A 25,820-nucleotide genomic window follows, 5' to 3' on the forward strand; every position below is an offset into this window, starting at 1 on the left:
CTTATTTTAGTAATGCGGTCGCAATAGCTGTTGCTGAAGAAAGAAAGGCCAGTCCTAATGCTGACCATATTTTAAGGTTATTATTTTTTACTTCAAAACTTAGCCTTCTGTTCTGTTCTTCAACGCCGATCATCTTGGTAACTAAATCTAGGAGGATTCCTATTTCAGCTGCACTTATTGGTGGTGATTCTCGGGCATTGGTATCCTCATTTTTTTTGCGTCGCGCGTAACGAAGATGAATCATAAAAAGGGGTTCACCTTGTGTACTAAGGTTGCTGGAACGCCGAAAAAATGCGGGATAGGAAGTCAATACACGCTCAACTTGCAGCATATCCATTCCTAAACTATCTGCGATATTTCTTGGCGTTCTGCTGTTCCAGCGCTCATGGGCTCCTAAATGCTGGATCATTGCTGTTAGGTAATGAAAGTCTTTAACAAAGGATATCGGGTGCTCACTTTCCTCAACTCTTTTTAATTTCCACATATTCTTCCTTAAATTAAAAATCAACTCTGCAAAGGTTAATTTATTTTAACATAGGATTAATATCACTCAACTAAGCCATTGTAATGTCCGTAATTGGCACAGAGTTAACGATTACGTTCGTTTACACCCGAAACAGCAAAAAAGATACTAGCACATATACGATAAAGGGCTGGGAAGCTAAAAGGTATAGTCCAATCTGGCTGGCAGAAAAGGCGTTGGTAATCATTCAGAATACCCTTATTGTCTTCTACGGCTTTTCTCACCTGAAACCAACAGCCATACAGCCATCCAGATGTTTAAGCGCTTAAAATAAAAAACATAAGTGTTGCATAATGAATTTCTCTGTGTCCTAATAGCTCTCGGTTTGGAAGTCAGACCTTATGAAAGCAGTTTTAGTAAAGCAGTCCTCAGTTCAAGTGTTATCTGTAGATACCCTTCTTCGTGAGCCTCCTCCTAAGTGCCCAAGTAAGTCACTCTTTAAGTACAGGCCACCATTGCCGCTCTTATGTGGCTCATCAAATTAATTAAGGAAGTATCTATGTCTAACAAAATGACTGGTTTAGTAAAATGGTTTAACTCTGATAAAGGTTTTGGCTTTATCACTCCGGACAACGGCAGCAAGGATGTATTCGTACATTTCTCTGCTATCCAGAGCGACAACTACAAAACTCTTGATGAAGGTCAGAAAGTCTCCTTCACCATCGAAAGTGGCGCTAAAGGCCCAGCGGCTGGAAACGTCGTAGCGCTGTAAGCCGTGCTAACTATCAGTGACGCTTACGGTACCAATGAAGGCAATAGCCTGAGCCGCTAAGCTCCGTTGATAAGAAAAAACCCGCCATGTGCGGGTTTTTTACTATGTTCATTTCACCACATCAAATCATCCGGCACCTTAAAATCAGCATACGGATCGTCCTCGTCCTGCTCTTCCTGACTCAGCGCGCTGTTTAACACAATAAAGCTCGCATCCCGCTGGGCAATCTTATCGGCGACGCTGGCGGGGATAATCGCGTATTCACTCTCACCGTTGCTATCAACCGCTAAACGAGCAATGGCGAGACGACCGCTAATCAGCTGAGCCTGAGTCAGCTTATCCACGGTGATTTTTTTAATTAAGTTACCGTCCGTGAAGTTAAAGCCAATATCACCTCTTGAAACGTCGATGCGGTTCATTTCAATCAGCTGCTTCACCTGCGCCTTGTATTCTTTAGATAACGCAGCCTGCTTTTGCTGCTCGCTTAGCTGCTTATCACGCTCAAGCTGGGCCTTTTTATTCTCTTCCACGGCTTCCCTTGCCTCACGTGCCTGAACGCGTGATTTTTTCGCCGTTCTCTGGACTTTGGCCATCTTCTTGCTGCTTACTAATCCCGCTTTTAGCATCTGCTCTTGTAGGGTGAGTTTTGTCATCTTCGTTTCTGAGTCTGTTGGATAATGGGTGGGATTATACCCTAAATAATCGGCGTTGCAGGACCCCGATCGCGACGTGATTTGAGCTTAGGGAGCGTTATCAAAGGCCGACATGACCCGCTCTAGGGATTAGATTCTGCACTCAGTTATATTAGAACAGCGTTATTCCGTTGGGTAGGATAACGTCGACTATGGACAATCATAACCATTCAGATAATCCAACCCCGCCTTATTTATGATTTATCTGTTAAAGTACGTAATGCTATACGATATGAATTATTATGGAAGGCCTTGGCATTCCTAATATATCTAGTTTCTGACGCTTAGGGATCAAATTAACAAGGAATGGACAAACTGGAAAATATAAATATGGAAATTATTCTGATGCGTCACGGAAAACCCTCCTTCACTGGTGCTCCGAAAGTGTCTTCCCGTGAAATGGTTGATTGGACTACACAATATGATCTCTCTGATACAGGGAGTGACATGCCGCCTGAGTCAAGCCGCGTACTGGCGCGTAAGGCGCAGGTGGTTATTAGCAGCCCTCTGCTCAGAGCGCTTTCATCCCTGAAGACGCTGGGCTGCGAGCCGGCACTCATTGATGAAGTATTCCGAGAAGCGGACCTGCCGCTACACCTTATACCTGGAGTACGGTTATCCCCCTTTTACTGGGCCGGTATTTTTCGTCTTATGTGGCTTTGCGGCATGCCCTGTAAGGTAGAATCTTTAGGAATGGCGAAAATGCGCGCTGCTCGGGCCGCTGGCATACTTGTCAATCTCGCCAGGGAATATAACGGTTCCGTATTGCTGATGGGCCACGGTATTATGAATCGACTTATCGCAAGGGAGCTAATGTTGCTTGGCTGGAAAGAGCATTGCCGCCCTGGAAAAGGATACTGGAATGCAGGCACTTACCAATTCCCGTAAGGGAAGGGGATAACTGTATTACCCCCCTTACTTATTACAGTCTGAAATGTTAGATACGACAGTTTCTGACCTCTCGAATGACTACAAGCACAAATCTATCCACTAATCGCCCCAGCTTCGGCAATTAACTTTTCCAAAACCCCTTCCAATTCCTCCGACTGAGAAAACCCCACACAGTCATAAATCACCAAATTCACCCTAGCCAAATCCCCCTCACTCTGCTTGGCCTTATAAAACCCATCGGTCTTATCCTTTATAAATGCATTCAAAGCGTTGTTTTGCTCAGCGGTTAAAGCATATCCCAACTCAATATCAATAAACCCTTGCGTACCGTCTTTTAACGGCAGCTTGCCAAAGTCTACGCCCATGCTTTTATAGTTCTCGGTAATACAGCGCGCCAGCGAATAGGTTTTATATTCTTTTAACAGCTCTTGGGCCGTGAGCGCCTTAGGCTCATTGGCCAACGCGCCGCCAGCCCATGTGCAAAACAGCAGGCTCAGTAGTAGAAGGGTTTTATTTCCCATCACGCCAATCTCCCTCTCAGCAAAAAAAACGGCCCCATCAAGGGGCCGCTCGGTTACAGGCTAGTCGTTAATCCCCTGACTGCGCAGGTAGTCTTCATAGTTGCCGGTAAAGTCGATGACCTTCTGTGGCGTGATTTCAATGATGCGGGTCGCCAGCGAACTCACGAACTCCCGGTCGTGGGAGACGAAAATCAGCGTGCCTTTATACAGGTCCAGCGCCATGTTCAGCGACTCGATGGACTCCATGTCCAGGTGGTTGGTCGGTTCGTCCATCACCAGAATGTTGGGCTTGGTCATCATCAGCTTGCCGAACAGCATGCGGCCCTTTTCGCCGCCGGAGAGCACGGTCACCGACTTCTTGATGTCGTCCTGCGAGAACAGCAGGCGGCCAAGGATGCTGCGCACCGACTGCTCGTCGTCGCTCGGCTGCATCCACAGGCTCATCCAGTCAAACACCGTCATGTCGATTTCAAAGTCGGTGGCGTGGTCCTGCGCGTAGTAGCCGAGGCTGGCGTTTTCGGACCACTTAAGCCGACCGGTGTCTGGCGCAAGCTCGCCCATCAGGGTTTTCAGCAGCGTGGTTTTACCCACGCCGTTGGTGCCCAGCACCGCGACCTTTTCGCCGACTTCCAGCATCAGGTTCAGGTTTTTAAACAGCGGCGGATTGCCGTCGTAGCCCTTGGACAGGTTCTCCACTTCCAAGGCGTTACGGAACAGCTTCTTGTCCTGCTCAAAGCGGATAAACGGGTTCTGGCGGCTGGAGGCCTTGACCTCCGCCAGCTCGATTTTCTCTATCTGACGGGCGCGGGACGTAGCCTGGCGCGACTTGGAGGCGTTGGCGCTAAAGCGGCTGACGAACGACTGCAGCTCGCTTATCTGCGCCTTCTTCTTGGCGTTGTCCGCCAGCAGGCGCTCGCGGGCCTGGGTCGATGCCGTCATGTAGTCGTCGTAGTTGCCCGGATAAACGCGCAGCTCGCCGTAGTCCAGATCCGCCATGTGGGTACACACCATGTTCAGGAAGTGGCGGTCGTGCGAGATGATGATCATGGTGCTGTTGCGATCGTTTAGCGTCTGCTCCAGCCAGCGGATGGTGTCGATATCCAGGTTGTTGGTCGGTTCGTCGAGCAGCAGGATGTCCGGATCGGCGAACAGCGCCTGCGCCAGCAGCACCCGCAGCTTCCAGCCGGGAGCGACTTCGCTCATCGGGCCGTAGTGCTGCTCAACGGGAATGCCGACGCCCAACAGCAGCTCACCGGCGCGGGATTCGGCGCTGTAGCCGTCCATCTCGCCGTACTGAACCTCAAGGTCGGCCACCTTCATGCCGTCTTCTTCGCTCATGTCCGGCAGCGCGTAGATGCGGTCGCGCTCGGCCTTCACCGCCCACAGCTCCTCGTGGCCCATGATCACCGTGTCGAGAACGCTGTACTGTTCAAAGGCGAACTGGTCCTGCTTCAGCTTGCCCAGGCGCTCGTTCGGGTCGAGGAACACGTTGCCAGCGGTAGGCGCAAGGTCGCCGCCGAGGATCTTCATAAAGGTGGACTTGCCGCTGCCGTTTGCGCCGATAAGGCCGTAGCGGTTGCCGCCGCCAAATTTGACGGAAATGTTTTCAAACAGCGGCTTGGAGCCGAACTGCATCGTGACGTTATTACTGATTAACAAGGCGAATACTCATTTGGTTAAAAAAAACGTGAAGTTGCGCATATTATGCCACAGTTTAGCGCAGTTTAGGTATTGCCGCGTTGGGGGATGCCCGCGTGAGGCGAGGGGAAGATAAGGGGATAAAACGTCAACGCGGCGGGCTTTCTCGCTTCCCGCCGCGCCGAACGCGTAGGCTATTGAACTTCTCGGGCTATGATTCATTTAGCGATGGAGATTAGCGTGCGCCTTCAACGGCCTCTTTAGCCATCTTGGTGATGGCGTCAAAGTCGCCCTTGGCAATGACGTCCGTCGGCACGAACCAGGAGCCGCCGACGCAGAGCACGTTTTTAAGGCTCAGGTAGTCGCGATAGTTTTTAAGGCTGATGCCGCCGGTCGGGCAGAACTTGGCGTCCGGCATCGGGCCTGCAAAGGCTTTAAGCGCCGCCACGCCGCCGTTGATTTCCGCCGGGAAGAACTTAAAGCACTTAAGCCCGGCTTCGGCGCCGGTCATCAGCTCGCCGATGGTCGCGACGCCGGGGATCACCGGAACCGTACCCTCAACCGCCGCTTTTAGCAGCCCGGGCGTCAGCCCCGGCGTAATGATAAATTCCACGCCCAGTTCGGCCACCTTTTTATACTGCTCGACGGTCGTTACCGTGCCTGCTCCCACGACGGCCTCAGGCACTTCCGCCATGATTTTCCTGATGGCGTCGATAGCGCAGGCGGTGCGCAGCGTGACTTCCAGCGTCTTAACTCCGCCGGCCACCAGCGCCTTGGCGAGCGGCACGGCGTCCTTGATGTCGTTAATAACGATAACCGGCACGACCGGGCCGAGCGTCAGGATCTGTTCTGCGGTTTTTTTCCAGCTTTTCATAGTTCCACCTCTTTGATGCTAATGAATAATTCGGTTTTTATCCGGGCCGCAGAAGCGGCGGCCCGGAGATGCCCGTATTAAAGACGCGTTAAAGAAACGCGTTGATGGCCAGGCAGCCGATCAGGCCGCACACGGAGATAATGGTTTCCAGCACCGACCAGGACTTCAGCGTTTCGACCACCGTCAGGTTGAAGTACTCCTTGATCATCCAGAAGCCGGGGTCGTTAACGTGCGAGAAGAACACGCTGCCGGAGCCCACCGCCAGCACCATCAGTTCGGGGCTGACGCCGGTCGCCTGAATCAGTGGGTAGACGATGCCGCCGGTGGTCAGCGCCGTTACCGTCGCGGAGCCCAGCGCCAGACGGAGGATCACCGCGATGATCCACGCCAGCAGGATCGGCGAGAAGGAGAATGCGTGCATTTGGCTTGCGATGTAGTCCTTCACGCCGCTGTCGATAAGCACCTGCTTGAACGCGCCGCCCGCGCCGATAATCAGCAGCATCATGGCGATAAGCTTGGCGGAAGACTCAATGCTGGAGGTGATTTCGGCCACGGTCTTGCCGCGCTTGTAGCCAAAGGTGTAAAGCGCGACGATGGCGGCAATCAGCGTGGCGATAACCGGGTCGCCGAAGAACTCGGCGTAGGGCAGCACGGCGTGGCCCTTGACCAGCGACATCTCCAGAACGGCACGCAGCGCCATCAGGATAACCGGTATCAGCGCGGTAAAGACGCTGACGCCAAAGCCCGGCATTTCGTCTTCGCTGAACTCGCGGTTGGCGAAGCCCATGTGGATTTCCGGGTTCATTCTGCGAATGTAGGGCATGCGCGCAAACAGAATGCCCGAGATGATAATGGCCGGAACGGCGATGATCACGCCGTAAATCAGCGTCCTGCCCATGTCGGCGTTAAAGATATTGGCGATCGCCGTCGGGCCAGGGTGGGGCGGCAGGAAGCAGTGGGTGACGGAGATGGCGGCCGCCATCGGGATGCCGACGTACAGCAGCGAAATCCGCAGCCTCAAGGCCAGCGTGATCACCAGCGGCATCAGCAGAATAATGCCGACTTCAAAGAACAGGGCAAAGCCGACGATAAAGCCGGTCGCCGCGACCGCTATCTGAATGTTCTTCTCGCCGAATTTATCGACCAGCGTCATGGCGATGCGCTGCGCGCCGCCGCTGTCGCCCAGAAGCTTGCCCAGCATGGCGCCGAAGCCCATGATAAGCGCCAGATTGCTTAACGTACCGCCTACGCCGTGCTTGATGGAGTCCAACACGCCAAGAACGGACATGCCCTGAATCAGGCCGACGAACAGAGCGACTAAAATCAGCGCGACGAAGCAGTGAACCTTCAGCCGCAGCATTAAAAACAGTAGTAGAGCGACGCCTAAGGCAACGTATAAGAGGGGCATAAACCTTCTCCCTGAGTAATATTTTAATTAGTGAATGTCTGCATATTGGCTAATGCGTTGCATTCTTTTTATTTCCGCGGTTTTCGAGCCGCCGGCGGGCGGCGGCCGAAACCTGTCGGGTAGAGTACGTAGGACAAAGATGGATTAGCGGCCCATCCAACCGCCGTCCACGACGATAGCGTGGCCGCTGATATAGTCGGAGGCCTTCGAGGCCAGGAACACCGCGGCGCCGCCGAGATCTTCCGGATCCCCCCAGCGGCCGGCCGGAATGCGCTCCATAATCTGACGATTGCGGACTTCGTCGTTCATCAGCGCGGTGTTCATTTCTGTCGCGATATAGCCCGGCGCGATGCAGTTAACGTTCACGCCCTTGGACGCCCATTCGTTGGACAGCGACTTGGAGAAGCCCATCACGGCCGACTTGGCCGCCGTATAGGCCGGAATAGTGAACCCGCCCTGGAAGGCGAGCAGCGAGGCGATGTTGATGATTTTACCGTAGCCGTTTTCGATCATGTGGCGACCGAAGGCCTGGCACATAAAGAAGACTGCGTTCAGGTTGATGTCCAGCACCAGATCCCAATCCGCCTTCGGGAAATCGGCGGAAGGATGGCGGCGCTGGATGCCGGCGTTGTTGACCAGAATATCGATCTTTTTGTATTTCCCCAGAATGGCGCTAACCAGCTGGTCGTATTTATCGAATTCGGCCAGGTTGAAAATAAAGGTTTCACAGCCAACGCCGTAGGCCATAATGTCTTTTTCCGTCTGCTCGTTGCGATCGACGTCGACAATAATAATGTTAGCGCCGGCGTTTGCCAGGCTTTCGGCAAAGGATTTTCCCAATCCGCGCGATCCGCCCGTCACGATGGCGTTTTTCCCCGACAGGTCGAAAACGTTGTTTTTCATCTAAAGGTCCTCTTGTTTGATTCTTTGTTATTAACGCTGGTTGTTAGCGCCTGTTATTAACGGCAATCGTTAACGCTCTTGATTAACAGAACTGGTACATCACCTTGATGACGTTGCCGCCGTTCAGGCAGATGTCGAATCCTTCCTTGGCCTTTTCCGGCGGATAGACGGTGATTAAGCGCTCGTAGGGGAAGCCCGCCTGGATCAGCTTGATGGCGGTTTCAAAGTCGCGCTTGACGTAGACGCGGGTGCCGACGATGGTCAGCTCTTTGAACTCGATGTCCAGCAGCGCCACTTCCGCCGGCTTTTTGTAGGAGCCGACAATTTCGATGGTGCCCTGAACCCTGACCAGCTTGGTCAGCACCGCAGCGACGGTCGGATGGGCGGCGCAGTCGAACACCACGTCGGCGCCGGTGCCGCCGGTGAGCTCAAGCACTTTGTCCACCACGCCGGTCTCCGCCGGGTTGATGGCGATAAAGCCGGCCTCTTTGGCAAGGCCCAGGCGGAACGGATTGGTTTCGACCACGATCACCTGCTTGGCGCCGCAGGTGGCGGCGACGCTGGCGACGCAAAAACCGATGGTGCCCGCGCCAAAGACCACGACGCTGTCGCCCGCCTGCATCTTGGCGCGGCTGACGGCGTGAACGCCCACCGCCAGCGGCTCAACGAAGGCGCCGATGGTCATCGGCATGTTGTCGGGCAGGACGTGAACCACGTCGGCGGGCACCTTGACGTACTCGGCCATGCCGCCGTCGGTATCGATGCCGTAAAGCTTAAGGGTGGCGCAAACGTGGCTGTTGCCGCTTTCGCAGGCGTAGCAGCGGCCGCAGGAGATCAGCGGGCGAACGGTGACCTTCGTGCCCTTGGGGAAGTGGCCGTTGCCTTCCTCAATCACGCCGGAAAACTCGTGGCCGGGCACCAAAGGCGCCTTGGCGCGGGGGTGAGCGCCGACGTAGATATTCAGGTCAGAGCCGCAGATGCCCGCGTAGTGAACCTTGATTAATACTTCGTGCGCTTTTATTTCCGGCACCGGGACGTTGTCCAGCGATACGTTATTGCTGCCGTGGTAGACAATGGCTTTCATAGGATCTCCTTGTTATTTTTCAGTCTGCTAGTGCCGCCTTTAGGGTGTAGAAAGCCCGACTGCGCATTAATTGGCAGCCCGTATTTATTTAAAAGACGACGTATTTTTACTTAATTAACCTGATATAAATTCTCTTTTCCCGACAGCGCGCGAACGATTTCTTCCGCCGCCATTATTAACGTTTTATCGGCGGCTTCTTTGGTAAACGCGCCGGTGTGGGGTGTCATGATGACGTTGTCGAGCTTGAAAAAGCGCTCGTCTAAAAAGGGCTCTGAGATAAAGGCGTCCAGACCGGCTCCGCCGAGATAGCCGTTTTTTAATGCGTCGTAAAGCGCGTCGTCATGAATAAGTTCGCCGCGTGCGGTATTAATAATAAACGCGCCCTGTTTCATTTTGGCGATGCTGTCGCGGTTAATCATGCGATAGGTGTCTTTATTTGCCGGCAGGTGTAGCGAAATAAAGTCGGCCTCGCGGTAAATGTCGTCCAGCGACATCGTGTATTCCACGCCGTGGTTTTCAATCAGCTCGGTAGACGGATACAGGTCGTAGGCCAGAACGCGCATGCCGAAGGAGCGGCAGCGCACCGCCAGGCTGCGGCCGATAGCGCCAGTGCCCAGGATGCCGATGGTTTTGCCATAAAGCTCAATGCCGGAAACGCGCTGCCAGGATTTTTCTCTGACGCTTTTGTCCATCAGGTGAATGCGTCTCGACAGGCCGGTAATAAAAGAGAACGCCAGCTCGCAGACCGACAGGCTGTTGGCGCCAGGGGTAATGGTGACCCGGACGTTGTTTTCTTTCGCCGTGCTTAAGTCGACCTTGTCATAGCCGACGCCGTTTCTGGCGATAATCTTTAGCGTGGGCGACGCCGCGGCGATAACGTCGGCGTTGATCTCATCAAGCCCTGCCAGCATGGCGCTGACGCCCTTTACCATCGGCACCAGCTCGGCGGCCTTCATCGGTTTTTGCGGCGTCACCATCTTGAGCTCGTGCCCGGCGTCGGTCAGTATTTTCTGCGCCTGATGACAGGTAGAAAACGCGCGTGAAGTAGTCAGTACAACGGCCATAGTTGAAAAAGCTCCTTTAAATAGAATGGTATTTCTCGCGCTGGAAGTCGGCGATGTCTTTAAATTGTTCTTGCAGATTCCAGTAGGTCTTTAGGTAGATGCCGTAAAGCCGGTCGTAGGCGTGCTTGTGGCTTCCGTTCGGCGTATAGGTTTTCCTGATGCCTATTAGATCGCTGGCCTTGTCGATGCTCGAAAGCTCGCCCAGCGCGTAAAGCCCCATGATGGCCGCGCCGTAGGCGGCCCCTTCGTCGACGTCCGGCACGTGGATTTCGCGCCCGATGACGTCGGCCAGGATTTGTAGCCAGACCGGCGAATGGGTAAAGCTGCCGCTGACGCGGATCTCTTCCACCTTGCCGGTTAGCTCCTCGAGCGACTCCAGCACGCTGCGCATGCGGTAGCAGATGCCCTCCAGCGTGGCGCGGATAATGTGGCGCTTGTCGTGGTTGAGCGTCAGGCCGAGCATGGTGCCGCGCGCGTTGGCATTCCAGTAGGGCGCGCGCTCGCCGGTGAAAAAGGGCAGCACGATAAGGCCGTCCGACCCGGCGGACACCTTTTCCGCGTAGGACGTCAGCAGGGCGTAGGGGTTAAGCCCCAGCTTGTCGGCCACGCGCTGCTCGGTTTCGGCGAACTTGTCTCTGGCCCAGCGGAAGGAGACGCCGCCGTTGTTGATGGCGCCGCCCAGCATCCAGCGGTCGTCGGTGACGTTATAGCACCAGGTGCGGCGCTTGGCGTCGGTGCGCGGCTCCTTGGACGCCATGCGGATAGCGCCGCTGGTGCCGATGGTGATGTTGATCTGGCCGGGGCGGATAGCGCCGACGCCGATGTTGGCCATCATGCCGTCACCCGCGCCGATCACTACCGGCACCGGGTGGGGCAGCCCGAGGCGGGCGGCGGCGGCGTCCGTCAGGTTCTCATAGTGGGTGGTGGAAACCACCTTCACCATCCGCTCTTCGCCGATGCCGAGCAGCGCTAAGATCTCTTTGTCCCACTCCAGGGTTTGAATGTTGTAGCAGCCGCTGCCGCTCGCAATAGAGCGGTCAACGACGCGAACGCCGGTCAGGTGGTGGAACACGAAGTCCTTGATGGTGCCGAATCGGGCGGATCTGGCGAACGTGTCGGGGTGGGTTTTCTTCAGCCAGTAAATCTTCAGCAGAGAGTACATCGGGTGAATGGGGCAGCCGGTCCGGTGGTAGAGGCGCTCGACGTCGATCTGCGATTTAACCTCGTCCAGATAAATCTGGCTGCGGGAGTCGCCCCAGGTCATCAGCCTGGTCAGCGGCGTTCCCTCTTCCGCCAGAGCGAGAAAGCTGTGAAGCACCGAGCTGATGGCCAGCCCGCGAACGTTTTTGGCGTCATCGCCAAGCTGGGCGACGGTTCTTTTAATCACGGCGACGGTGGACAGCAGGATGGAGTTTGCGTCCTGCTCGGCGACCCCGGTCTGATCGGTGAACAGCGGATATTCTTCGGTCGCGATGGCGTGAGCGGTTGACTGTCCGGATTGGTAGGCCACTGAACGCACTCCGGTAGTGCCAATGTCGATGCCTATAATAATATTTCTACCCATATTGTATGGACTCTTTATGTTATAAACGTAAATTGACTTACCAAAAATTTGAATTGATACTACCAAATAAACATTCCAAAACTGTGTTTTGAGTCACATAATGAATCTTGTAAAATTATATCGTTATATATCAATTGATTGAAAACTGGATTTATGGTTTCAGCGGGTTTGACTAAGTTGAGAGAAGTTAACGGGAGAAGTTAATTTTTGAGTTAATTGGTAGGGACAATGTTGGTAATTGCTCGTGGAGAGACAAAGCCGAGGGAGAGCAGAAGAGGATTCAGACGGAGGAGGATAGCGGATGAACGCCCCGCCATAGGCCTGCGGCGGGGCGACGTTTGATAAAAGCCTAAGCCTTGCGCCCGACGAACATGGCGATGTCGGTAGTAAACGTGCCGTCGTCGGCAATGGCGAAGTGGCGCTTTACGTCGGCGGAGGCCTCCTGCTGGTAGGCGCGGATGGCCTCGACGTAGACCTGCGGCGTTCTCATCCGCTCGGTCCAGCTCTTGAACTCCAGCGTCAGGCGGTCGGTGGTTATCTCTTCCAGCACCAGGCCCGCGTCGTTGATAAAGCGGCTCCATTCGCCGAGGCCGTAGTCCCTGACGTGGGAGCGATCGCGCAGCGCTTCGACGGTTTGCAGGTAGATGTCCAGCACCGGGTGGCCGGGGGAGACGACGTCCATGAACACCACGCGGCCGCCGGGTTTGAGCACGCGGTGAATGTCGCACAGCGCCAGCCCGACGTTCTGCCAGTGGTGGGCGGAGTAGCGGCTGATGACTGCGTCAAAGCTTGCCGCCTCAAACGGCAGCGACTCGGCGATGCCGCTCTGGGTTTGCACGTTTGACAGGCCCCTGTCCGCCGCGCCCTTTTGCACTGCGTTGAGCATGTCCTGACTGAGATCGTAGGCGGTGACGCTCTGAGCGAAGGGCGCCGCGGCAAAGCTGGCGTGGCCCGCGCCGCAGCCGACGTCGAGCACGCGTCCGTACTGCCCCTGCTGCATAAGGCGAGAAAGCTTCTGTAAGTCGGCTCCTTGAGCGTGAACGGCGCTGGTCAAATAGGCGCCGGCCTGTTCGCCGAACTGGCGTTCGACCAGCCGGTGATGATCGCGTTTGTCGGACATGGGAAAAGCTCCATTGGGTTGAGTGGTGATAAAGGCGTGAAAAATCAGTATGGGATAAATCGAACGGGTCAGGTAGGACTTTTTGTTACGGGAAGAAAAAACGGCGCGCAGGTTGCCCCACGCGCCGCCGTTATCTTCTTGGCAAAATCAGCAGTCTTCCAGCACCACGTAAGCCGCGTGGACCGGGCCGTGAACGCCGAACACCTTGATAAGCTCAATGTCGGCGGTGGAGCTGGGGCCGCCGATCAGATTGATGCAGGAGGGCATGCGTTCGCCCGCCAGCGCCATTTTGTGCAGCCGCTGGGCCATCTGCGCCACGCGGGGCAGGATGCTGCTCTTGCGCAGCACGAAAACCGAGGTTTCCGGCAGCAGGCTGACGGAGCGGCCGCGCTCGGGCGCGGAGAACAGCACCACGCCGCCGGACTCGGTCAGCCCTGCTTCGGCGTAGACGATGCCGATCTTAGCCTTTTCCGCCATGTGAATATTCTCAGCGCCGTTGGCCGGATCCCACTCGTAGGCCTGATAGCTCTCTTTGAGCGCGTCGGTAATGCCGAGCTCTTTTAAGCGCGCGTCGCCGCTAACGACCACCGGCGCGCCGCCGTACTCGTCGCACAGGGCTACCAGGTCGCCGATGAGCCCGTCGGGGCGGCTCAGTACGCACTTCACCTTCTGCGTGCTGGCGAACTCCATAAAGGCCTGGCACAGTTCGTCCTGACTTTTGTCCGTCAGGCGGGTTTGCGCGTAGTCGTTGACCGGCGCGGCGTCTGCCAGAGGTTCCCGGCGCACGTCGCGGCCAAGCTGGCGGGCGATTTCACTAAGAAACGATGAGCGGTTTTGTTCATTCATGAGCATGATTATTTATTCCCCGTTACCTGTTCTTCTGGGCCTGATGACGTTTGAACCAGCTGCGGAAGCCTTCGCCGTCCGGCGCCGGCAGGTCGCGAGCCTCAGTCCAGTCGTTGAGGACGTTGACGCTAAACGGTATTTTACCGTCCTTGATCATCCAGTTCGCCATTTTGGCGCCCATCGTCATGCCGACCTTCCACAGGGCGGGGTGGGCGTTGGCGTAGTTGAACAGGCGCGTGAAGCGCTGTTCGCCCTTCGGCGTCAGGCCGGTTTCGGCCATCACGCGGCGGTGCTTGACGATAAGCTGCGCCAGCGGGATTTTCACCGGGCAAACCTGGTTACAGGCGTTGCACAGCGAGCAGGCATAGGGCAGATCGTGGAAGTCTTCATAGCCGCCCAGCAGCGGGGAAATCACCGCGCCGATAGGGCCAGGATAGATGGAGCCGTAGCCGTGGCCGCCGATTTGACGATAGGCCGGGCAGGTGTTCAGGCAGGCGCCGCAGCGGATGCAGCGCAGCACGTCTTTGAACTCAGAGCCTAAGATCTTGGAGCGGCCGTTGTCGACAATCACCAGATGGAACTCTTCCGGGCCGTCGACGTGGTTTTCTTCCCGTGGGCCGGTCAGCCAGGTGTTGTAGCTGGTCAGGCGGGTGCCCACCGCGCTGCGGCACAGCAGGGTAATCAGCACGTCCACTTCTTCGAAGGTCGGCGCGATGCGCTCCATGCCCATCACCGCGATGTGGGTCTTCGGCAGGGTGGTCGCCATGCGCAGGTTGCCCTCGTTGGTGACCAGACACAGGCTGCCGGTTTCCGCGACGGCGAAGTTACAGCCGCTGATGCCGATGTCGGCTTCGAGGAAGTCTTTGCGGATGCGTTCGCGGATGAACAGGGTCATCGCTTCCGGCGTTTCCGGGCCGTCGTAACCCAGCTTTTCGTTCAGCACCTTGCGGATTTGATAGCGATCCTTGTGAATGGCCGGCACCACGATGTGCGACGGCGGATCGTTATCGACCTGAAGGATGTATTCGCCGAGGTCGGTTTCGACCACTTCGATGCCTTCGGCCTGCAGGACGTGGTTGAGGCCGATTTCTTCGGTCACCATCGACTTGGACTTCACCACTTTTTTGGCCTGCTTTTCGCGCGCTACGTTGCGGATGTAGTCGGTGGCTTCTTCTTTGGTGCGGGCAAAGTAAACGTGGCCGCCGTTCTGGGTAACCTTCTCGGACAGCTGATACAGGTAGGCGTCCAGGTTTTCGAGCACGTGGTTGCGAATTTGCTCGGCGCGGTCGCGCCATTCGTCCCAGTGGCCCAGTTCGTTCACCATGATCTGACGGTTAGCGCCGATGCGCTCTTGAGCCATCGCGACCGCGTTACGCATGATGGAGTCTTCCATCTCTGCCTTGATGCGAGGCTTGAATTCGACGTTGCTGGTTTTCATCGACATTGTCTCGGTCCCCTTAGCGGCTCATTAATACTTCAGCGATGTGCATGACTTTTACCGGACGCTTCTCTCGCGTCAGGCGGCCGCTGATGTTGATTAGGCAGCTGGTGTCGGCGCCGATAACGAAGTCGGGCTCAACGTCCATGATGTGCTCAACCTTTTCTTTTACCATCTCGCCGGAGATTTCCGACATCTTGACGGAGAAGGTGCCGCCGAAGCCGCAGCAGGTTTCCTGATTGACGATGGGCAGAAGCTCCAGGCCTTCAACGTTGTTCAAAAGCGTAATCGGTTCGTCTTTGACGCCGAGCTTGCGAAACAGGCTGCAGGAAGGGTGATATACCGCACGGCCCTGCAGGCGAGCGCCGACGTTGACCACGCCCAGCTTGTGGACGATAAAGCTGGTCAAGTCCTGCATGCGGTCCGCTACCGCCTGCGCTCTGGCGGCCCACTCCGGCTCGTCGGCCAGATAGGTCGGGTAGCTTTTAATCGCGTAGGTGCAGGAGCCTGCCGGTGAAACGATCGGATAGTCGTTGATTTCCATCGCGGCGATAAGCGACTTCATGGCCGGCTTGGCGTCGTTGACGTAGCCGCTGTTGAGCGCCGGTTGGCCGCAGCAGCCCTGGCGTTCAGGGAAAAAGACCTCACAGCCCAGCTGTTCGAGCAGCAAAACGCTGTCGCGGGCCATATTGGCCTTAATGGTGTCACCTATACAGGTCACGTAGAAATTGACTTTCATAAAGCATTGCTCCACAGGCAAAGAATAATCAGCGATTAACGATTGTATTTAATAGAAAATAAACAAAGGGCTGGTTATCCGCGTTCTTTTCGTTGGTCTGAACCGGCCCCGGAAGGGGGCCGGCTAGTTATCAGGCGCTAAATACTACCATTGGTCTAACGTGTTGTATGTGATTTGTATTACAAATGGAATAAATAAAATATCGCGCCAATCTTGATGCCAAGAATAATAATATAAATTGCGCAATACTTGAGCGCGCCGGACATAATAGCGCTGCCCTGACCGTCCATCTTGGTGGCCGAAACGGCGATGGCGATACTCTGTGGAGAGATCATCTTGCCGCCGGTCGCACCGGAGGTGTTGGCCGCGGCCAGCATCACAGGATCGACGTTCAGCTGCGCAGCGGCGCTGGTTTGCAGCTTGCCGAACAGGATGTTGGAGTTGGTGTCGCTGCCGGTGACGAAGGTGCCCAGCGCGCCGATAACCGGAGCAATGAACAGATAGCCGTTGCCGGTGACGCTGACCAGCGTGTTGGCGATGGCGCCAATCATGCCGCTGGTGTCCATCACGGTCGCCATCGCGACGATGGCGGCGATAGCGATAACCGAGTTTTTAAGCTGAATCACGGTCGCGCGCAGAATCGACAGCATGGTGCCAATGCCGGCGCCCTGAATTGCGCCGCCGATAAAGGTGGCGATAATGATCAATACGCCCGGCGTGCTTAACCATTCAATCTTAAGCTTCAGCACGTTGGTGTCGCTGAGCGCAAAGGGGAACACGCTGGAAATCTGCCCAACGGCGTTTTTCACCGCAGGGAACAGCGGCGAGCACAGCAGGATGAAGATAAAGATCAGCAGATAGATGGCGCTGGCGCGAAACAGCTGAACGCCGGTGTATTTGACGGCTTCCCGTTGCTCGCCTTGAGTTTGCTCGCTCTTCGGCGTTTTATGGCGCTTGGCGAGGAAAACGGTCACCAGCAGGCTCACCAGGCTACCGGCGAAGGCGGGCAGCTCTGCGCCCAGATAGGTGGCGACGATGTACTGAGGAATAAGGGTGCTGACGCCGCACATCAAGGTGATGAAGAACACCCCTTTAATAGAGCGGATGCCGCCGCCGCCGATGGCGACAATCACGAACGGCAGCAGGATGTTGAACAGCGCCAGCTGCATAACGATGGTGCTGCCCAGCTCAAGCACCGGCAGGCCGGTCTGCTCGGCCAGGATGGACACCGGAATGCCCACTGCGCCGAACGCCGTCGGCACGGAGTTGGCGACCAGCGAGGCGACGGCGGCCTTTAGCGGGTTGAAGCCCAGCGCCGCCAGAATGCCGATAGGGATAGCAACGGCGGTGCCGTAGCCCGCGGCGGCCTCAAGAAACCCGCCGAAGCACCAGGTGATAAGCAGGATCTGAATGCGCTTGTCGTCGCTGATGTTGGCCAGCACGTTTTTAATGACTTCCATGCTGCCGGTTTTCAGCATCAGGTTATAGCTGTAAATGGCGGCCAGGATCACAATGACAATCGGCCACAGCCCTTTGGATGCGCCGTAAAGGGTCGCCATGGATAGGCTTTGCACCGGCGTACTCCAGAATATGCCGGCGATGGCGAGCGTGATGGCAAGAGAAATGAGAACCGCATAGTGAATGGGGGTTTTTAATTTTAATATCATCACAATCATTGCGATGAGTGGAATGATTCCCAGAAAAAAGGAAAGATACTCGGACATATTTCAACCTTTATAGTATTGGTATTAACGTATTCTGGCGCCGGATTCTAGTTGTTATTATTTTGTAATTCAGTGAGCTGAATCGTGTTACCAGCAAAAATACCGATAAATGATTATTGTGTGATGATTTTCAATATATTGATTTCAAAGGTAATAAATTTTCTTGTTCGGGGTTTTTGATGATAAAAGTGGAAAAAATGCACCATATAGCAGTGATTTGTCGGGACTACGAGCAAAGCAAACGATTTTATTGTCATACATTAGGCTTTGAGCTGCTGTTTGAGTGCTATCGACAGGAGAGGGACTCGTGGAAGGCCGACCTTGCCCTGGGCGGCGTTTACACTATTGAACTGTTTTCTTTTCCCTCGCCGCCGCCGCGCGTAACTTCGCCAGAAGCCTGCGGATTAAGGCATTTAGCGTTTAGCGTCAAGGACCTCGACGAGGCGATAGCAACGCTTGTGGAAGAGGGCGTTGAGTGCGAAGCGGTGCGAATCGATCCTTATACCGGTCGGCGTTTTACCTTTTTTCGCGATCCGGACCAATTGCCGATAGAACTTTATGAAAGCGACAGTTAGCCGGATGCGGGTATAATCCCTTCAGAGAAATAGGGTAAATGTCAGGTAAAAATTTTGTGTGAGTCCTGTGATGGCGCGTAACGATACTGCAAACACTGAGAACGTATTAAAACAATTGGCGCACGCATTAGCGAGTGACGTCAGGCTGCTGGTGGCCTTTAGCGGCGGCGTTGACTCCACGGTGCTGCTGCACGGGCTGGCGGCGCTTAAGGCTTCGCTACGCCCGGACTTTAGCCTTAGAGCAGTGTACGTTCACCACGGCCTGAGCCAAAACGCCGACGCGTGGGCCGATCACTGCCGGACTCAGTGCGAGCGCTGGAACGTGCCGCTGGAGGTGGTGCGCGTCAGCGTAGATGGCGCAGGCGCCGGCATTGAGGCGGCGGCGCGCGATGCCCGCTACCGTGCGTTTGCCGAGCGCCTTGCAGAAGGGGAAACGCTGGTCACCGCGCAGCATCTGGACGACCAGTGCGAAACCTTTCTGTTAGCGCTAAAGCGCGGCAGCGGCCCGGCGGGGCTTTCGGCCATGCCGGAAAGAATGCCTTTCGGCAAAGGAACGCAGGCGCGCCCGCTGCTTAACGTCTCTCGTTGCGACATCGAGGGCTACGCGGCGGAAAACGCCCTGACATGGGTAGATGACGAAAGCAATCAGGACGCGCGCTACGACCGCAATTTCCTGCGGCTCAACGTGCTGCCGCAGATAGACGCGCGTTGGCCCCACTTTACGCGAGCCGTCGCCCGCAGCGCCGAGCTGTGCGCCGAGCAGGAAAGCCTGCTCGACGAGCTGTTAGCACCGACGCTTACCCGGCTGTGCGACGCCGACGGCGCGCTGGACGTCGACGGGCTGCGCACCGTTTCCGCTGCCCAGCGCCGCGCTCTGCTCCGCCGCTGGTTTAGCCTTTGCGGGGCGCAGATGCCTTCCCGCGAGCAGCTCGAGACGCTATGGCTTGAAGTGGCGCAAAGCCAGGAGGACGCCCAGCCACAGCTTACGCTTTCAACCCATCAGGTCCGCCGCTATCGCCATAGACTGTACCTGCTGCCGCCGATGAACGACGTCTCGAACGCCGTGCTTGAATGGGACGGGCAGTCACGGCTGCGGCTTCCTGACGGGCTGGGCGCTCTGCTCCCTGCAACAGAGGGGCTGGCCTTGAGAATGCCCCACGCCGACGAACGGCTAACCGTTCGCTTTTGCGCGCCGGGCGGCCTGAATCTGGAAATCGTCGGACGCCCACACTCCCGCCCGCTCAAAAAGCTGTGGCAAGAGCTCGGCGTTCCCCCTTGGCTGCGCCAGCGCACGCCGCTGCTGTTTTATAACGACACCCCGATCGCCGCCGTCGGCGTTTTTATCACACGGGACGGCGAAGCAAAGCAGGGCGATGCGGTTTGGCATGTTCAATACGATAACGATTTGCGCAGGGTGTCCGCGCCAGATTGATGACAAACACTAAAAGTAATTTTTTAACGATTTGCCGATTTGTGGAGTTAAACGGCGGGAGAGTGTTACTCGCTGCGCTCGCCCTACGGGTCAACACTTCGTGTTGCTCAACGCCTAAAGGCGTTGTCCGTTGGGGGCGACTTGGCGTAAGCCAACGACAAACCGGCAAAGCCGGTTTGAACAGCGCTTGCGCTGGCACTGATGGGTGAAGCCCGAAGGGCTTCATAACGGCCCGTAGGAGGGCTAGGCCCGCCGCACTCCCAATGCTAATACAGACGCTTTTCCGACCGAGCATGGTGGTCATATAGGCACGTTGTATTTTCGGTCGGAATATTCACTAAAGCCAATTTGGCAGGTTTGGAATTTGCCCCTTTTTATTTGACTGAAAGTAATAACACTCACTGGAGCCCCATCAATGAAAAAATCCCTAACCCTACTTTGCAGCGCTCTCCTGATTAACTTCTCCGTCCACGCCGCCGGAGACGCCGAAGCCGGTAAAAACAAGTCGGCCAAGTGCGTTGCCTGCCACGGAATGAACGGCAAGATAACCATACCGACCTACCCTAATCTGGCCGGTCAAAACCAGATCTATCTGGAGCACTCCATGCAGGCTTACAAGAAGGGCGAGCGCACCGGCGGCTTGGCCAACGTGATGGCCGCTTACGTTCAGGCGCTTTCAGATCAGGACATCGCCGACCTTGCGGCCTATTATGCGGGCATGGGGGAGAAAGAGTGATCGACAGACTTATCGGAGAGGAGGCGATATGAGCTGGGATGTCATGCTGATAAGAACAGAGACGAACGCTGAGCCACTGGAAGACATTGTTGACACAATTCCTTTCGACAGGCGAGAAGCTATTGAACGTTTAAAGACGATGATGCCAGCATTAAATACGGAAAATGAAGCCTGCCTCCTGCTCGAAAACGATCTTGCGATTGAGTTCTATATGGGGGAAGAGGATAAGTGCCTGACTATAACGCTTATGGTTCATGGACAATACGAACCAAATGAACTGGTGGCGGCGCTTTGTGAAGCGTTTTCCTGTAGAGCTTATGATATAGGCGCTTGCGAATTTATGGATTTGAGCAAGATAAGTTCATTTGGAGCCTGGAATGAATGGAGAAACGATATCGTAAAAGGCTACTAGTGAATCGAAGATGCGCGGGCAGATTGCCTGCCCGCGGTGGCGTGAGTTAATCCGCCAGACTGATTTCGATTTTGCCAAGGGTGGGGTGGCTAAAATAGGCTATGTTGTCGAGCCTCAGCTCGCGCTGCTCTCCATTGGCCTCAACAATCAGGTACTCCACTTTCTTTTTCAGCTGCAGGTCGCAGGCCTTAGCCTCCAGTTTTTCACCGCCTCTGAGCTTGATTTCAAGAACCAGATGGTGCTGACAGGCGAGCTCTAAATTATCATAGTCATCACAATTTATGGGTTGGTACTCTTTTTCAGTCATCACCATAATCACTCACCAGTAAATTGGCGGCAGCGTATGCCGCACTTTCCCTTACGTCAGACGGCAGTGCAGCGTTGGCCGCAATGTCGTCTAATGTTTTTAGCACACAACTTCGCGCATCGGCAACGTATCCGAGTTCGCCGCTGGCGATTTGCGCATACTTCCGTCGAACGGGTTCACTGTACTTCTGCATTGATACCTCCTTTGCCGTGAACCGCCTTTACGCAAAAACTCTGCTCAACCGGCGTCAAAAAGGCCGCACGCCGTCGAGAGTGCGTTGACTATAGCATAGCCGTTATTTTTTATATCAGCTACTTGCCGCCGTTTGGGAAAAAAAGTTTCTTTAGCTGATTATGGCGCATTGAAGATATATCAAACGGCTGTGTTTATCCGCAGGATTGGTTACACTGCACGTCGTTTTTCTTTACGGGACACAGCCAACATGGCTCTGAAAGCAACAATTTATAAAGCCATGCTGAACGTGGCGGATATGGACCGCCAGGTTTATCTCGATACCACGCTGACGCTGGCGCAGCACCCGTCGGAAACGGAGCAGCGCATGATGCTGCGCCTGCTGGCGTGGATCTGTCATGCCAACGAGCGCCTGACGTTTACCAAAGGCCTCTGTGCGGACGACGAGCCGGAGCTGTGGCTGCAAAACGACGTGGGAGATCCCATTGTTTGGATAGAACTGGGGCTGCCGGACGAAAAGCGCCTGCGCAAGGCCAGCCGCCGCGCCGAGAGCGTGATTCTGTACGCCTACGGCGAGCGCGCCGCCAGAGTCTGGTGGCAGCAGAACCAGCAAAAGCTGGCGGAATACGAAAACCTGTCGGTCTTTTTCCTTGATGACGCCCGGCTGGCACAGCTCGTTGCCCTGTGCGAACGCACGATGACCCTACAGGCGACCATTCAGGATGGGACGATTTGGCTTTCCTCCGGCGAGGCTCATTTGGAGCTGGCGTTTGAGGTCTGGAAGTAAGCTATTAGCTTTTAGGCAAACGTTTTAAAAGCTCGGCAAAGCCAAAACGGCGCTTTGGTTTGGCTTTATTACTCGTCTGAAAAGACTCGACGTCAATTTTCTCACGGCCCGTAACGGCGATGCCGAAGTGATTTGGCATCGCGGCCTCTATCCTTTCAAACTTGCCGAGCGCCAGCATCTTCTGATTGACCCGTACGCCGTCGTGATAGTCTTCGTAGAGCTCAACGGGGAGTGGGCGATACGCTTTTGTCGACTTGATAAACCGGGTGAAGAAATAGGGATCCAGGTCGCCGAACTCAAGGCCGAAAACGAGCGGGACTTCTATACATTGCCCTGTTTTTGGGTTGTCAAAAGCGCAGTGATATCCGTGAAAAAAGTATCTCCACTCCCCCATGACGCCTTTGTGCTTACGTCCTGCCTTGAATGGATTGAAGGTTAATAGCGGGTAGTTTTCCTCAATGCGAACATTTAGCTGCTGAGCGAGCACAAAAATCAACTCCGTCGCCAGGTTTCTGTAGTCTCTGGCGCAGGCTTCAAAGAAGTCCTGATGGCGTTCAACTTCCTGTTCCGTTATTAGCTTGGCGACGTTTATTTCCGGCTCAATCATGTGAACGCCTACCCAAAAACCGTCGAGGTCGTTTTTCAGCGCTTGGCCCACGGTTTCTCTTTGCTCTTTAACGGTGTCCTCAAATACCAGCCGCAGCTTTTTTTCTCTGGGGATCTTTTTTATCGCTTCTGCCGTGGGAATGTCGGCTATTGCGCTAATCCTTAGCGTTTCGGTGGTTCTTGCCATATCGGGCATATCCTTTCATCATTTTTGCCGACGGCTATTTTTGCACAGGCGCAGGCCTGAGACGAAAGAAAAACCAAGAACTTTGACGTTTAGAGACGCGCGCCCGAAAATAGCTCACTTTCCGTTGACCCCTAACGGCGAAACGTTTATCTAGTTAACCGTTACGTTTTTTCTCTGTCGGTTCGCCATCGGCCGAGGCTTACCGAAAAGGATGCGATATGCTGCTAAAGACCGTCTACGTTACCGCGCGGGACCGCGTGCGTCTGAAATCCATAGGGCAAGTGCTGTTTAACTACGGCCTGCAGGATCTTATTCGCATTCTCGGCCTCAATACGCTGTTTGGCCGCCGCCCCGTCAGCGACACCGTACCGGAGAACCAGCCGCAGCGGCTGCGTCAGGCGCTGGAGGCGCTGGGGCCGACGTTCGTCAAGCTCGGACAGATCCTCGCGACGCGCGCCGACCTGTTCGACGAGAGCTGGACCAGCGAGCTTGAAAAGCTGCATAGCAACGTGACCGTCGTTCCCTGGGAGCAAATATGCCACCGCATCAGCGACGCCCTCGGCGCGCAGCCGGAAGAGGTGTTTGCCGAGTTTGACCGCACGCCGCTGGCGTCGGCATCGATGGCGCAGGTCTATCGCGCTCGCCTGCACAGCGGCGAAGAGGTGGTGGTAAAAGTGTTGAAGCCGGGGCTTAAAGAGACGATTGACGCCGACCTTCGGCTGCTGGCCTGGCTGGCCGAGGTGATTGAGCAGCAAAGCCCCGATCTGGCTCGTTTCCATCCACGCCAGCTGGTTCGACAGCTGGCGACGGCCATGCACAACGAACTTGATTTGACGCAGGAAGCGAAAAACACCCAGCGCTTTGGCGAAAACTTCCGCGACCGCCCGGACATCGTCATCCCTCGCCTGTGGCCGGAATATTCGACCGAACACCTGATCGTGCAAAGCTACATTCCGGGAACGCCGCCGCAGAGCCAGCGTCAGCTCGCCGAGGCGGGGTTTGACGGGCCGACGCTGGCCCGCAAGGGCGCGCTGGCCTTTATGCAGATGGTGTTTCTCGACCGGCTTTACCACGCCGATCCTCACGCAGGCAACCTGATGGCGGTGGGGGACAACCAGGTCGCTTTTATCGATTTCGGCATGGCGGGGCAGATTTCCGAGCGGCGCTGCAATCAGCTGTTGCTGATGATGCAGGCGCTGGCGGAGCGGGAGTCCGAAGGGCTGGTCAATACGCTCATTCGCTGGAGCGAAGACGCTGGGCCGGACAGCGCGACGCTTGAGCTGGCGGTGCAGGATTTCTATCAGCGCGTCGGCCCCGGTGAACTCCCGCTGGGGCATGCGCTGATGACGATCCTTGCGGTCGCGCGCGAATATCAGCTCAGCCTGCCATCGGATCTGGTGCTGCTGTTTAAGGCGCTGATCACCGCCGACGGTGTTTTGCGCCGCATCGACCCAAATATCGACATCATCGGCACCCTGACGCCGTTTTTGCAGGAGGCGATGCTCAAGCACTACGGCGCGGGTGCGTCGGGCCGCAGGCTCAAGCGTCTGGGCATTGAGATGGTCGAGCTTTGTGAAGAGCTGCCGCAGACCCTAAGCCTGGTGCTTCGCCGGCTTCAGCACGGCAAGCTGCATGCCGATCTGGAGGTGAAGAACCTAAACGATCTGGGCCGCTCTTTAGAGCGCAGCGCCATGACGCTGGCAGTGGCTATCGTAACGGCGGCGTTTGCGCTCGGCCTTGCGCCCTGGCTTTTGGCGACCAACTTCACGCTGTTTGGCATACCGCTGTTCCCGCTGCTGTGCCTGGGGGCGGTAGGGGCCGGCATCTTCCTGCTGACGCTGAGGCTTCGGCCGTAGCCGCGTCTGTGGAGGCTGTAACAAAATTTGTCTCAGAGGCGCTTGAGACGCTCGTTTTATGACCTTTCGCAAAAAAGTATGAACTTCTTTATTAAATTGCATACTTTTGGTTGAGCGCGGCGGGTGGGGTGCTATACCATTTGCCCACGCTTCTCAACCGCGCCGGTGAGAAGCACTTGAGTCGATAACCCGCAAAACAGGTGCCCGCCGTGACGCTACAACTTGATGAAGTCTTTTCTAAAACGCTGCTGGACGACGTAAAACGCTATTGGAATACGCGCGCCGACGGCTATAGCCAGGTTAACGAAGCCGAGCTTAAGGGGAGCAAGCGCGCCCTGTGGCAAAGCGCTATTTTAAGAAACGCACCGGACTGCGCGTGCCTAAACGTGCTGGACGTAGGAACCGGTCCCGGCTTTTTTGCCGTGACGCTTGCCATGGCGGGGCATCGGGTAACGGCGGTCGACGTGACGCCGGGCATGCTGGAGAAGGCAAAGGCCAACGCCCGCGAGCACGACGTTGACGTTAACTTCGTGACGTCCGACGTCCACCGTCTGCCGTTTGCCGACGACACCTTCGACCTCCTCGTGACCCGCAACGTTACCTGGAACCTCAAATACCCCAAGTTAGCCTACCAGGAGTGGCGTCGCGTGCTGAAGCCGGGCGGCCGCCTGATTAACTTCGACGCCAACTGGTATCTACACCTGTTTGACGAGCGCTATCGCCGGGGATACCTGCAGGATCGCCAAAATGCGCAGGCTTCCAACATCGACGATCACTACGCCAACACCGACACGGTCGCAATGGAAAATATCGCCCGCGAGCTGCCGTTAAGCCGCGAGATGCGCCCTGGATGGGACAGCGAAGCGCTGTTGGACTGCGGTTTCCACCGGCTGCTGGTCGACACCCGCATAGCCGAAGGGCTGTGGGATGAAGAGGAAAAGATTAACTACGCGTCTACGCCGATGTTTATGATCGTGGCTGAAAAGTAG

General features: G+C 55.7%; 27 protein-coding genes. 9 read left to right on the forward strand and 18 right to left on the reverse strand.

What is annotated here, in order from left to right:
- Position 1: 1 nt before the first annotated feature.
- Positions 2-484, reverse strand: a complete 483-nt coding sequence (locus tag V8L73_RS03930; protein WP_347254169.1) for a hypothetical protein — start codon at positions 482-484, stop codon at positions 2-4.
- Positions 485-1,022: 538 nt separating this feature from the next.
- On the opposite strand from V8L73_RS03930, the gene cspE reads away from it, so the two are divergent.
- Entirely contained in the window at positions 1,023-1,235 is a 213-nt protein-coding gene (gene cspE, locus V8L73_RS03935; RefSeq protein WP_347254170.1) for a transcription antiterminator/RNA stability regulator CspE, read from the forward strand.
- A gap of 113 nt (positions 1,236-1,348) precedes the next feature.
- On the opposite strand, the gene V8L73_RS03940 is transcribed toward cspE, so the two are convergent.
- Positions 1,349-1,888, reverse strand: coding sequence for a DUF2058 domain-containing protein (locus V8L73_RS03940; RefSeq protein WP_027274232.1), 540 nt, complete (start codon positions 1,886-1,888; stop codon positions 1,349-1,351).
- A gap of 345 nt (positions 1,889-2,233) precedes the next feature.
- Between V8L73_RS03940 and V8L73_RS03945 the strand changes: the two genes are divergently transcribed.
- Positions 2,234-2,815 carry a histidine phosphatase family protein gene (locus V8L73_RS03945; protein ID WP_347254171.1) on the forward strand — a complete coding sequence of 194 codons (582 nt, stop codon included), beginning with the start codon at positions 2,234-2,236 and terminating at the stop codon, positions 2,813-2,815.
- A gap of 95 nt (positions 2,816-2,910) precedes the next feature.
- Here the strand turns inward: V8L73_RS03945 and V8L73_RS03950 are convergent, their stop codons facing one another.
- The 13 genes from V8L73_RS03950 to V8L73_RS04010 form a co-directional block, all read right to left on the reverse strand.
- Positions 2,911-3,339, reverse strand: coding sequence for a hypothetical protein (locus V8L73_RS03950; RefSeq protein WP_347254778.1), 429 nt, complete (start codon positions 3,337-3,339; stop codon positions 2,911-2,913).
- A 60-nt stretch (positions 3,340-3,399) separates the two neighbouring features.
- On the reverse strand, positions 3,400-4,998 hold the full coding sequence (locus V8L73_RS03955; protein ID WP_027274229.1) for an ABC-F family ATPase: 1,599 nt from the start codon (positions 4,996-4,998) through the stop codon (positions 3,400-3,402).
- 214 nt (positions 4,999-5,212) lie between these two features.
- A complete protein-coding gene (locus V8L73_RS03960) occupies positions 5,213-5,851 on the reverse strand; it encodes a bifunctional 4-hydroxy-2-oxoglutarate aldolase/2-dehydro-3-deoxy-phosphogluconate aldolase (protein WP_261831359.1) in 639 nt (212 codons plus the stop codon).
- Positions 5,852-5,939: 88 nt separating this feature from the next.
- Positions 5,940-7,259 (reverse strand): gluconate:H+ symporter, encoded by a 1,320-nt coding sequence (locus V8L73_RS03965; protein ID WP_347254172.1) that lies wholly within the window; start codon positions 7,257-7,259, stop codon positions 5,940-5,942.
- Between the two features lie 144 nt (positions 7,260-7,403).
- Positions 7,404-8,162, reverse strand: a complete 759-nt coding sequence (locus V8L73_RS03970; RefSeq protein WP_347254173.1) for a glucose 1-dehydrogenase — start codon at positions 8,160-8,162, stop codon at positions 7,404-7,406.
- Positions 8,163-8,244: 82 nt separating this feature from the next.
- On the reverse strand, positions 8,245-9,246 hold the full coding sequence (locus V8L73_RS03975) for a zinc-dependent alcohol dehydrogenase (RefSeq protein WP_261831357.1): 1,002 nt from the start codon (positions 9,244-9,246) through the stop codon (positions 8,245-8,247).
- A gap of 110 nt (positions 9,247-9,356) precedes the next feature.
- Positions 9,357-10,310, reverse strand: coding sequence for a phosphoglycerate dehydrogenase (locus tag V8L73_RS03980; RefSeq protein ID WP_027274224.1), 954 nt, complete (start codon positions 10,308-10,310; stop codon positions 9,357-9,359).
- A gap of 16 nt (positions 10,311-10,326) precedes the next feature.
- Entirely contained in the window at positions 10,327-11,874 is a 1,548-nt protein-coding gene (locus V8L73_RS03985; RefSeq protein ID WP_347254174.1) for a gluconokinase, read from the reverse strand.
- Positions 11,875-12,223: 349 nt separating this feature from the next.
- Positions 12,224-12,994 carry a class I SAM-dependent methyltransferase gene (locus tag V8L73_RS03990; protein ID WP_027274222.1) on the reverse strand — a complete coding sequence of 257 codons (771 nt, stop codon included), beginning with the start codon at positions 12,992-12,994 and terminating at the stop codon, positions 12,224-12,226.
- A 147-nt stretch (positions 12,995-13,141) separates the two neighbouring features.
- The gene (locus V8L73_RS03995; protein ID WP_422655610.1) at positions 13,142-13,846 is read right to left on the reverse strand and encodes a LutC/YkgG family protein; all 705 of its coding nucleotides are present in this window, start codon (positions 13,844-13,846) and stop codon (positions 13,142-13,144) included.
- Between the two features lie 16 nt (positions 13,847-13,862).
- Complete coding sequence (locus tag V8L73_RS04000; protein WP_027274220.1) at positions 13,863-15,284, reverse strand: LutB/LldF family L-lactate oxidation iron-sulfur protein; 1,422 nt, start codon at positions 15,282-15,284, stop codon at positions 13,863-13,865.
- A 13-nt stretch (positions 15,285-15,297) separates the two neighbouring features.
- Positions 15,298-16,017: a (Fe-S)-binding protein gene (locus V8L73_RS04005; RefSeq protein ID WP_027274219.1), complete on the reverse strand. Its 720-nt coding sequence runs from the start codon at positions 16,015-16,017 to the stop codon at positions 15,298-15,300.
- A gap of 179 nt (positions 16,018-16,196) precedes the next feature.
- Complete coding sequence (locus V8L73_RS04010) at positions 16,197-17,741, reverse strand: L-lactate permease (protein WP_347254175.1); 1,545 nt, start codon at positions 17,739-17,741, stop codon at positions 16,197-16,199.
- A gap of 179 nt (positions 17,742-17,920) precedes the next feature.
- On the opposite strand from V8L73_RS04010, the gene V8L73_RS04015 reads away from it, so the two are divergent.
- The 4 genes from V8L73_RS04015 (at position 17,921) to V8L73_RS04030 (ending at position 20,896) form a co-directional block, all read left to right on the forward strand.
- Positions 17,921-18,316 carry a VOC family protein gene (locus tag V8L73_RS04015; RefSeq protein ID WP_347254176.1) on the forward strand — a complete coding sequence of 132 codons (396 nt, stop codon included), beginning with the start codon at positions 17,921-17,923 and terminating at the stop codon, positions 18,314-18,316.
- A gap of 70 nt (positions 18,317-18,386) precedes the next feature.
- On the forward strand, positions 18,387-19,748 hold the full coding sequence (gene tilS, locus V8L73_RS04020; RefSeq protein WP_347254780.1) for a tRNA lysidine(34) synthetase TilS: 1,362 nt from the start codon (positions 18,387-18,389) through the stop codon (positions 19,746-19,748).
- 415 nt (positions 19,749-20,163) lie between these two features.
- The gene (locus tag V8L73_RS04025; protein ID WP_027274215.1) at positions 20,164-20,484 is read left to right on the forward strand and encodes a c-type cytochrome; all 321 of its coding nucleotides are present in this window, start codon (positions 20,164-20,166) and stop codon (positions 20,482-20,484) included.
- 28 nt (positions 20,485-20,512) lie between these two features.
- Positions 20,513-20,896 carry a hypothetical protein gene (locus V8L73_RS04030; RefSeq protein ID WP_261831352.1) on the forward strand — a complete coding sequence of 128 codons (384 nt, stop codon included), beginning with the start codon at positions 20,513-20,515 and terminating at the stop codon, positions 20,894-20,896.
- Between the two features lie 46 nt (positions 20,897-20,942).
- Here the strand turns inward: V8L73_RS04030 and rof are convergent, their stop codons facing one another.
- Together rof and V8L73_RS04040 are read right to left on the reverse strand one after the other, a co-directional pair.
- On the reverse strand, positions 20,943-21,209 hold the full coding sequence (gene rof, locus V8L73_RS04035; RefSeq protein ID WP_071783339.1) for a Rho-binding antiterminator: 267 nt from the start codon (positions 21,207-21,209) through the stop codon (positions 20,943-20,945).
- Positions 21,196-21,396 carry a YaeP family protein gene (locus V8L73_RS04040; protein ID WP_027274213.1) on the reverse strand — a complete coding sequence of 67 codons (201 nt, stop codon included), beginning with the start codon at positions 21,394-21,396 and terminating at the stop codon, positions 21,196-21,198. The genes rof and V8L73_RS04040 overlap by 14 nt, the downstream gene beginning before the upstream one ends.
- A gap of 249 nt (positions 21,397-21,645) precedes the next feature.
- Here V8L73_RS04040 and V8L73_RS04045 point away from each other — a divergent pair, with 249 nt between their 5' ends.
- Positions 21,646-22,182 carry a YaeQ family protein gene (locus tag V8L73_RS04045; RefSeq protein ID WP_027274212.1) on the forward strand — a complete coding sequence of 179 codons (537 nt, stop codon included), beginning with the start codon at positions 21,646-21,648 and terminating at the stop codon, positions 22,180-22,182.
- A gap of 4 nt (positions 22,183-22,186) precedes the next feature.
- Here the strand turns inward: V8L73_RS04045 and V8L73_RS04050 are convergent, their stop codons facing one another.
- Positions 22,187-22,975: a DUF6896 domain-containing protein gene (locus V8L73_RS04050; protein WP_347254177.1), complete on the reverse strand. Its 789-nt coding sequence runs from the start codon at positions 22,973-22,975 to the stop codon at positions 22,187-22,189.
- A 221-nt stretch (positions 22,976-23,196) separates the two neighbouring features.
- Here V8L73_RS04050 and V8L73_RS04055 point away from each other — a divergent pair, with 221 nt between their 5' ends.
- Positions 23,197-24,831 carry an ABC1 kinase family protein gene (locus V8L73_RS04055; RefSeq protein ID WP_347254781.1) on the forward strand — a complete coding sequence of 545 codons (1,635 nt, stop codon included), beginning with the start codon at positions 23,197-23,199 and terminating at the stop codon, positions 24,829-24,831.
- 209 nt (positions 24,832-25,040) lie between these two features.
- Positions 25,041-25,820, forward strand: a complete 780-nt coding sequence (locus V8L73_RS04060) for a class I SAM-dependent methyltransferase (RefSeq protein ID WP_027274209.1) — start codon at positions 25,041-25,043, stop codon at positions 25,818-25,820.

Origin of the sequence: Leminorella grimontii (assembly GCF_039789245.1) — a bacterium.
In the GTDB taxonomy this organism is placed as follows: domain Bacteria; phylum Pseudomonadota; class Gammaproteobacteria; order Enterobacterales; family Enterobacteriaceae; genus Leminorella; species Leminorella grimontii.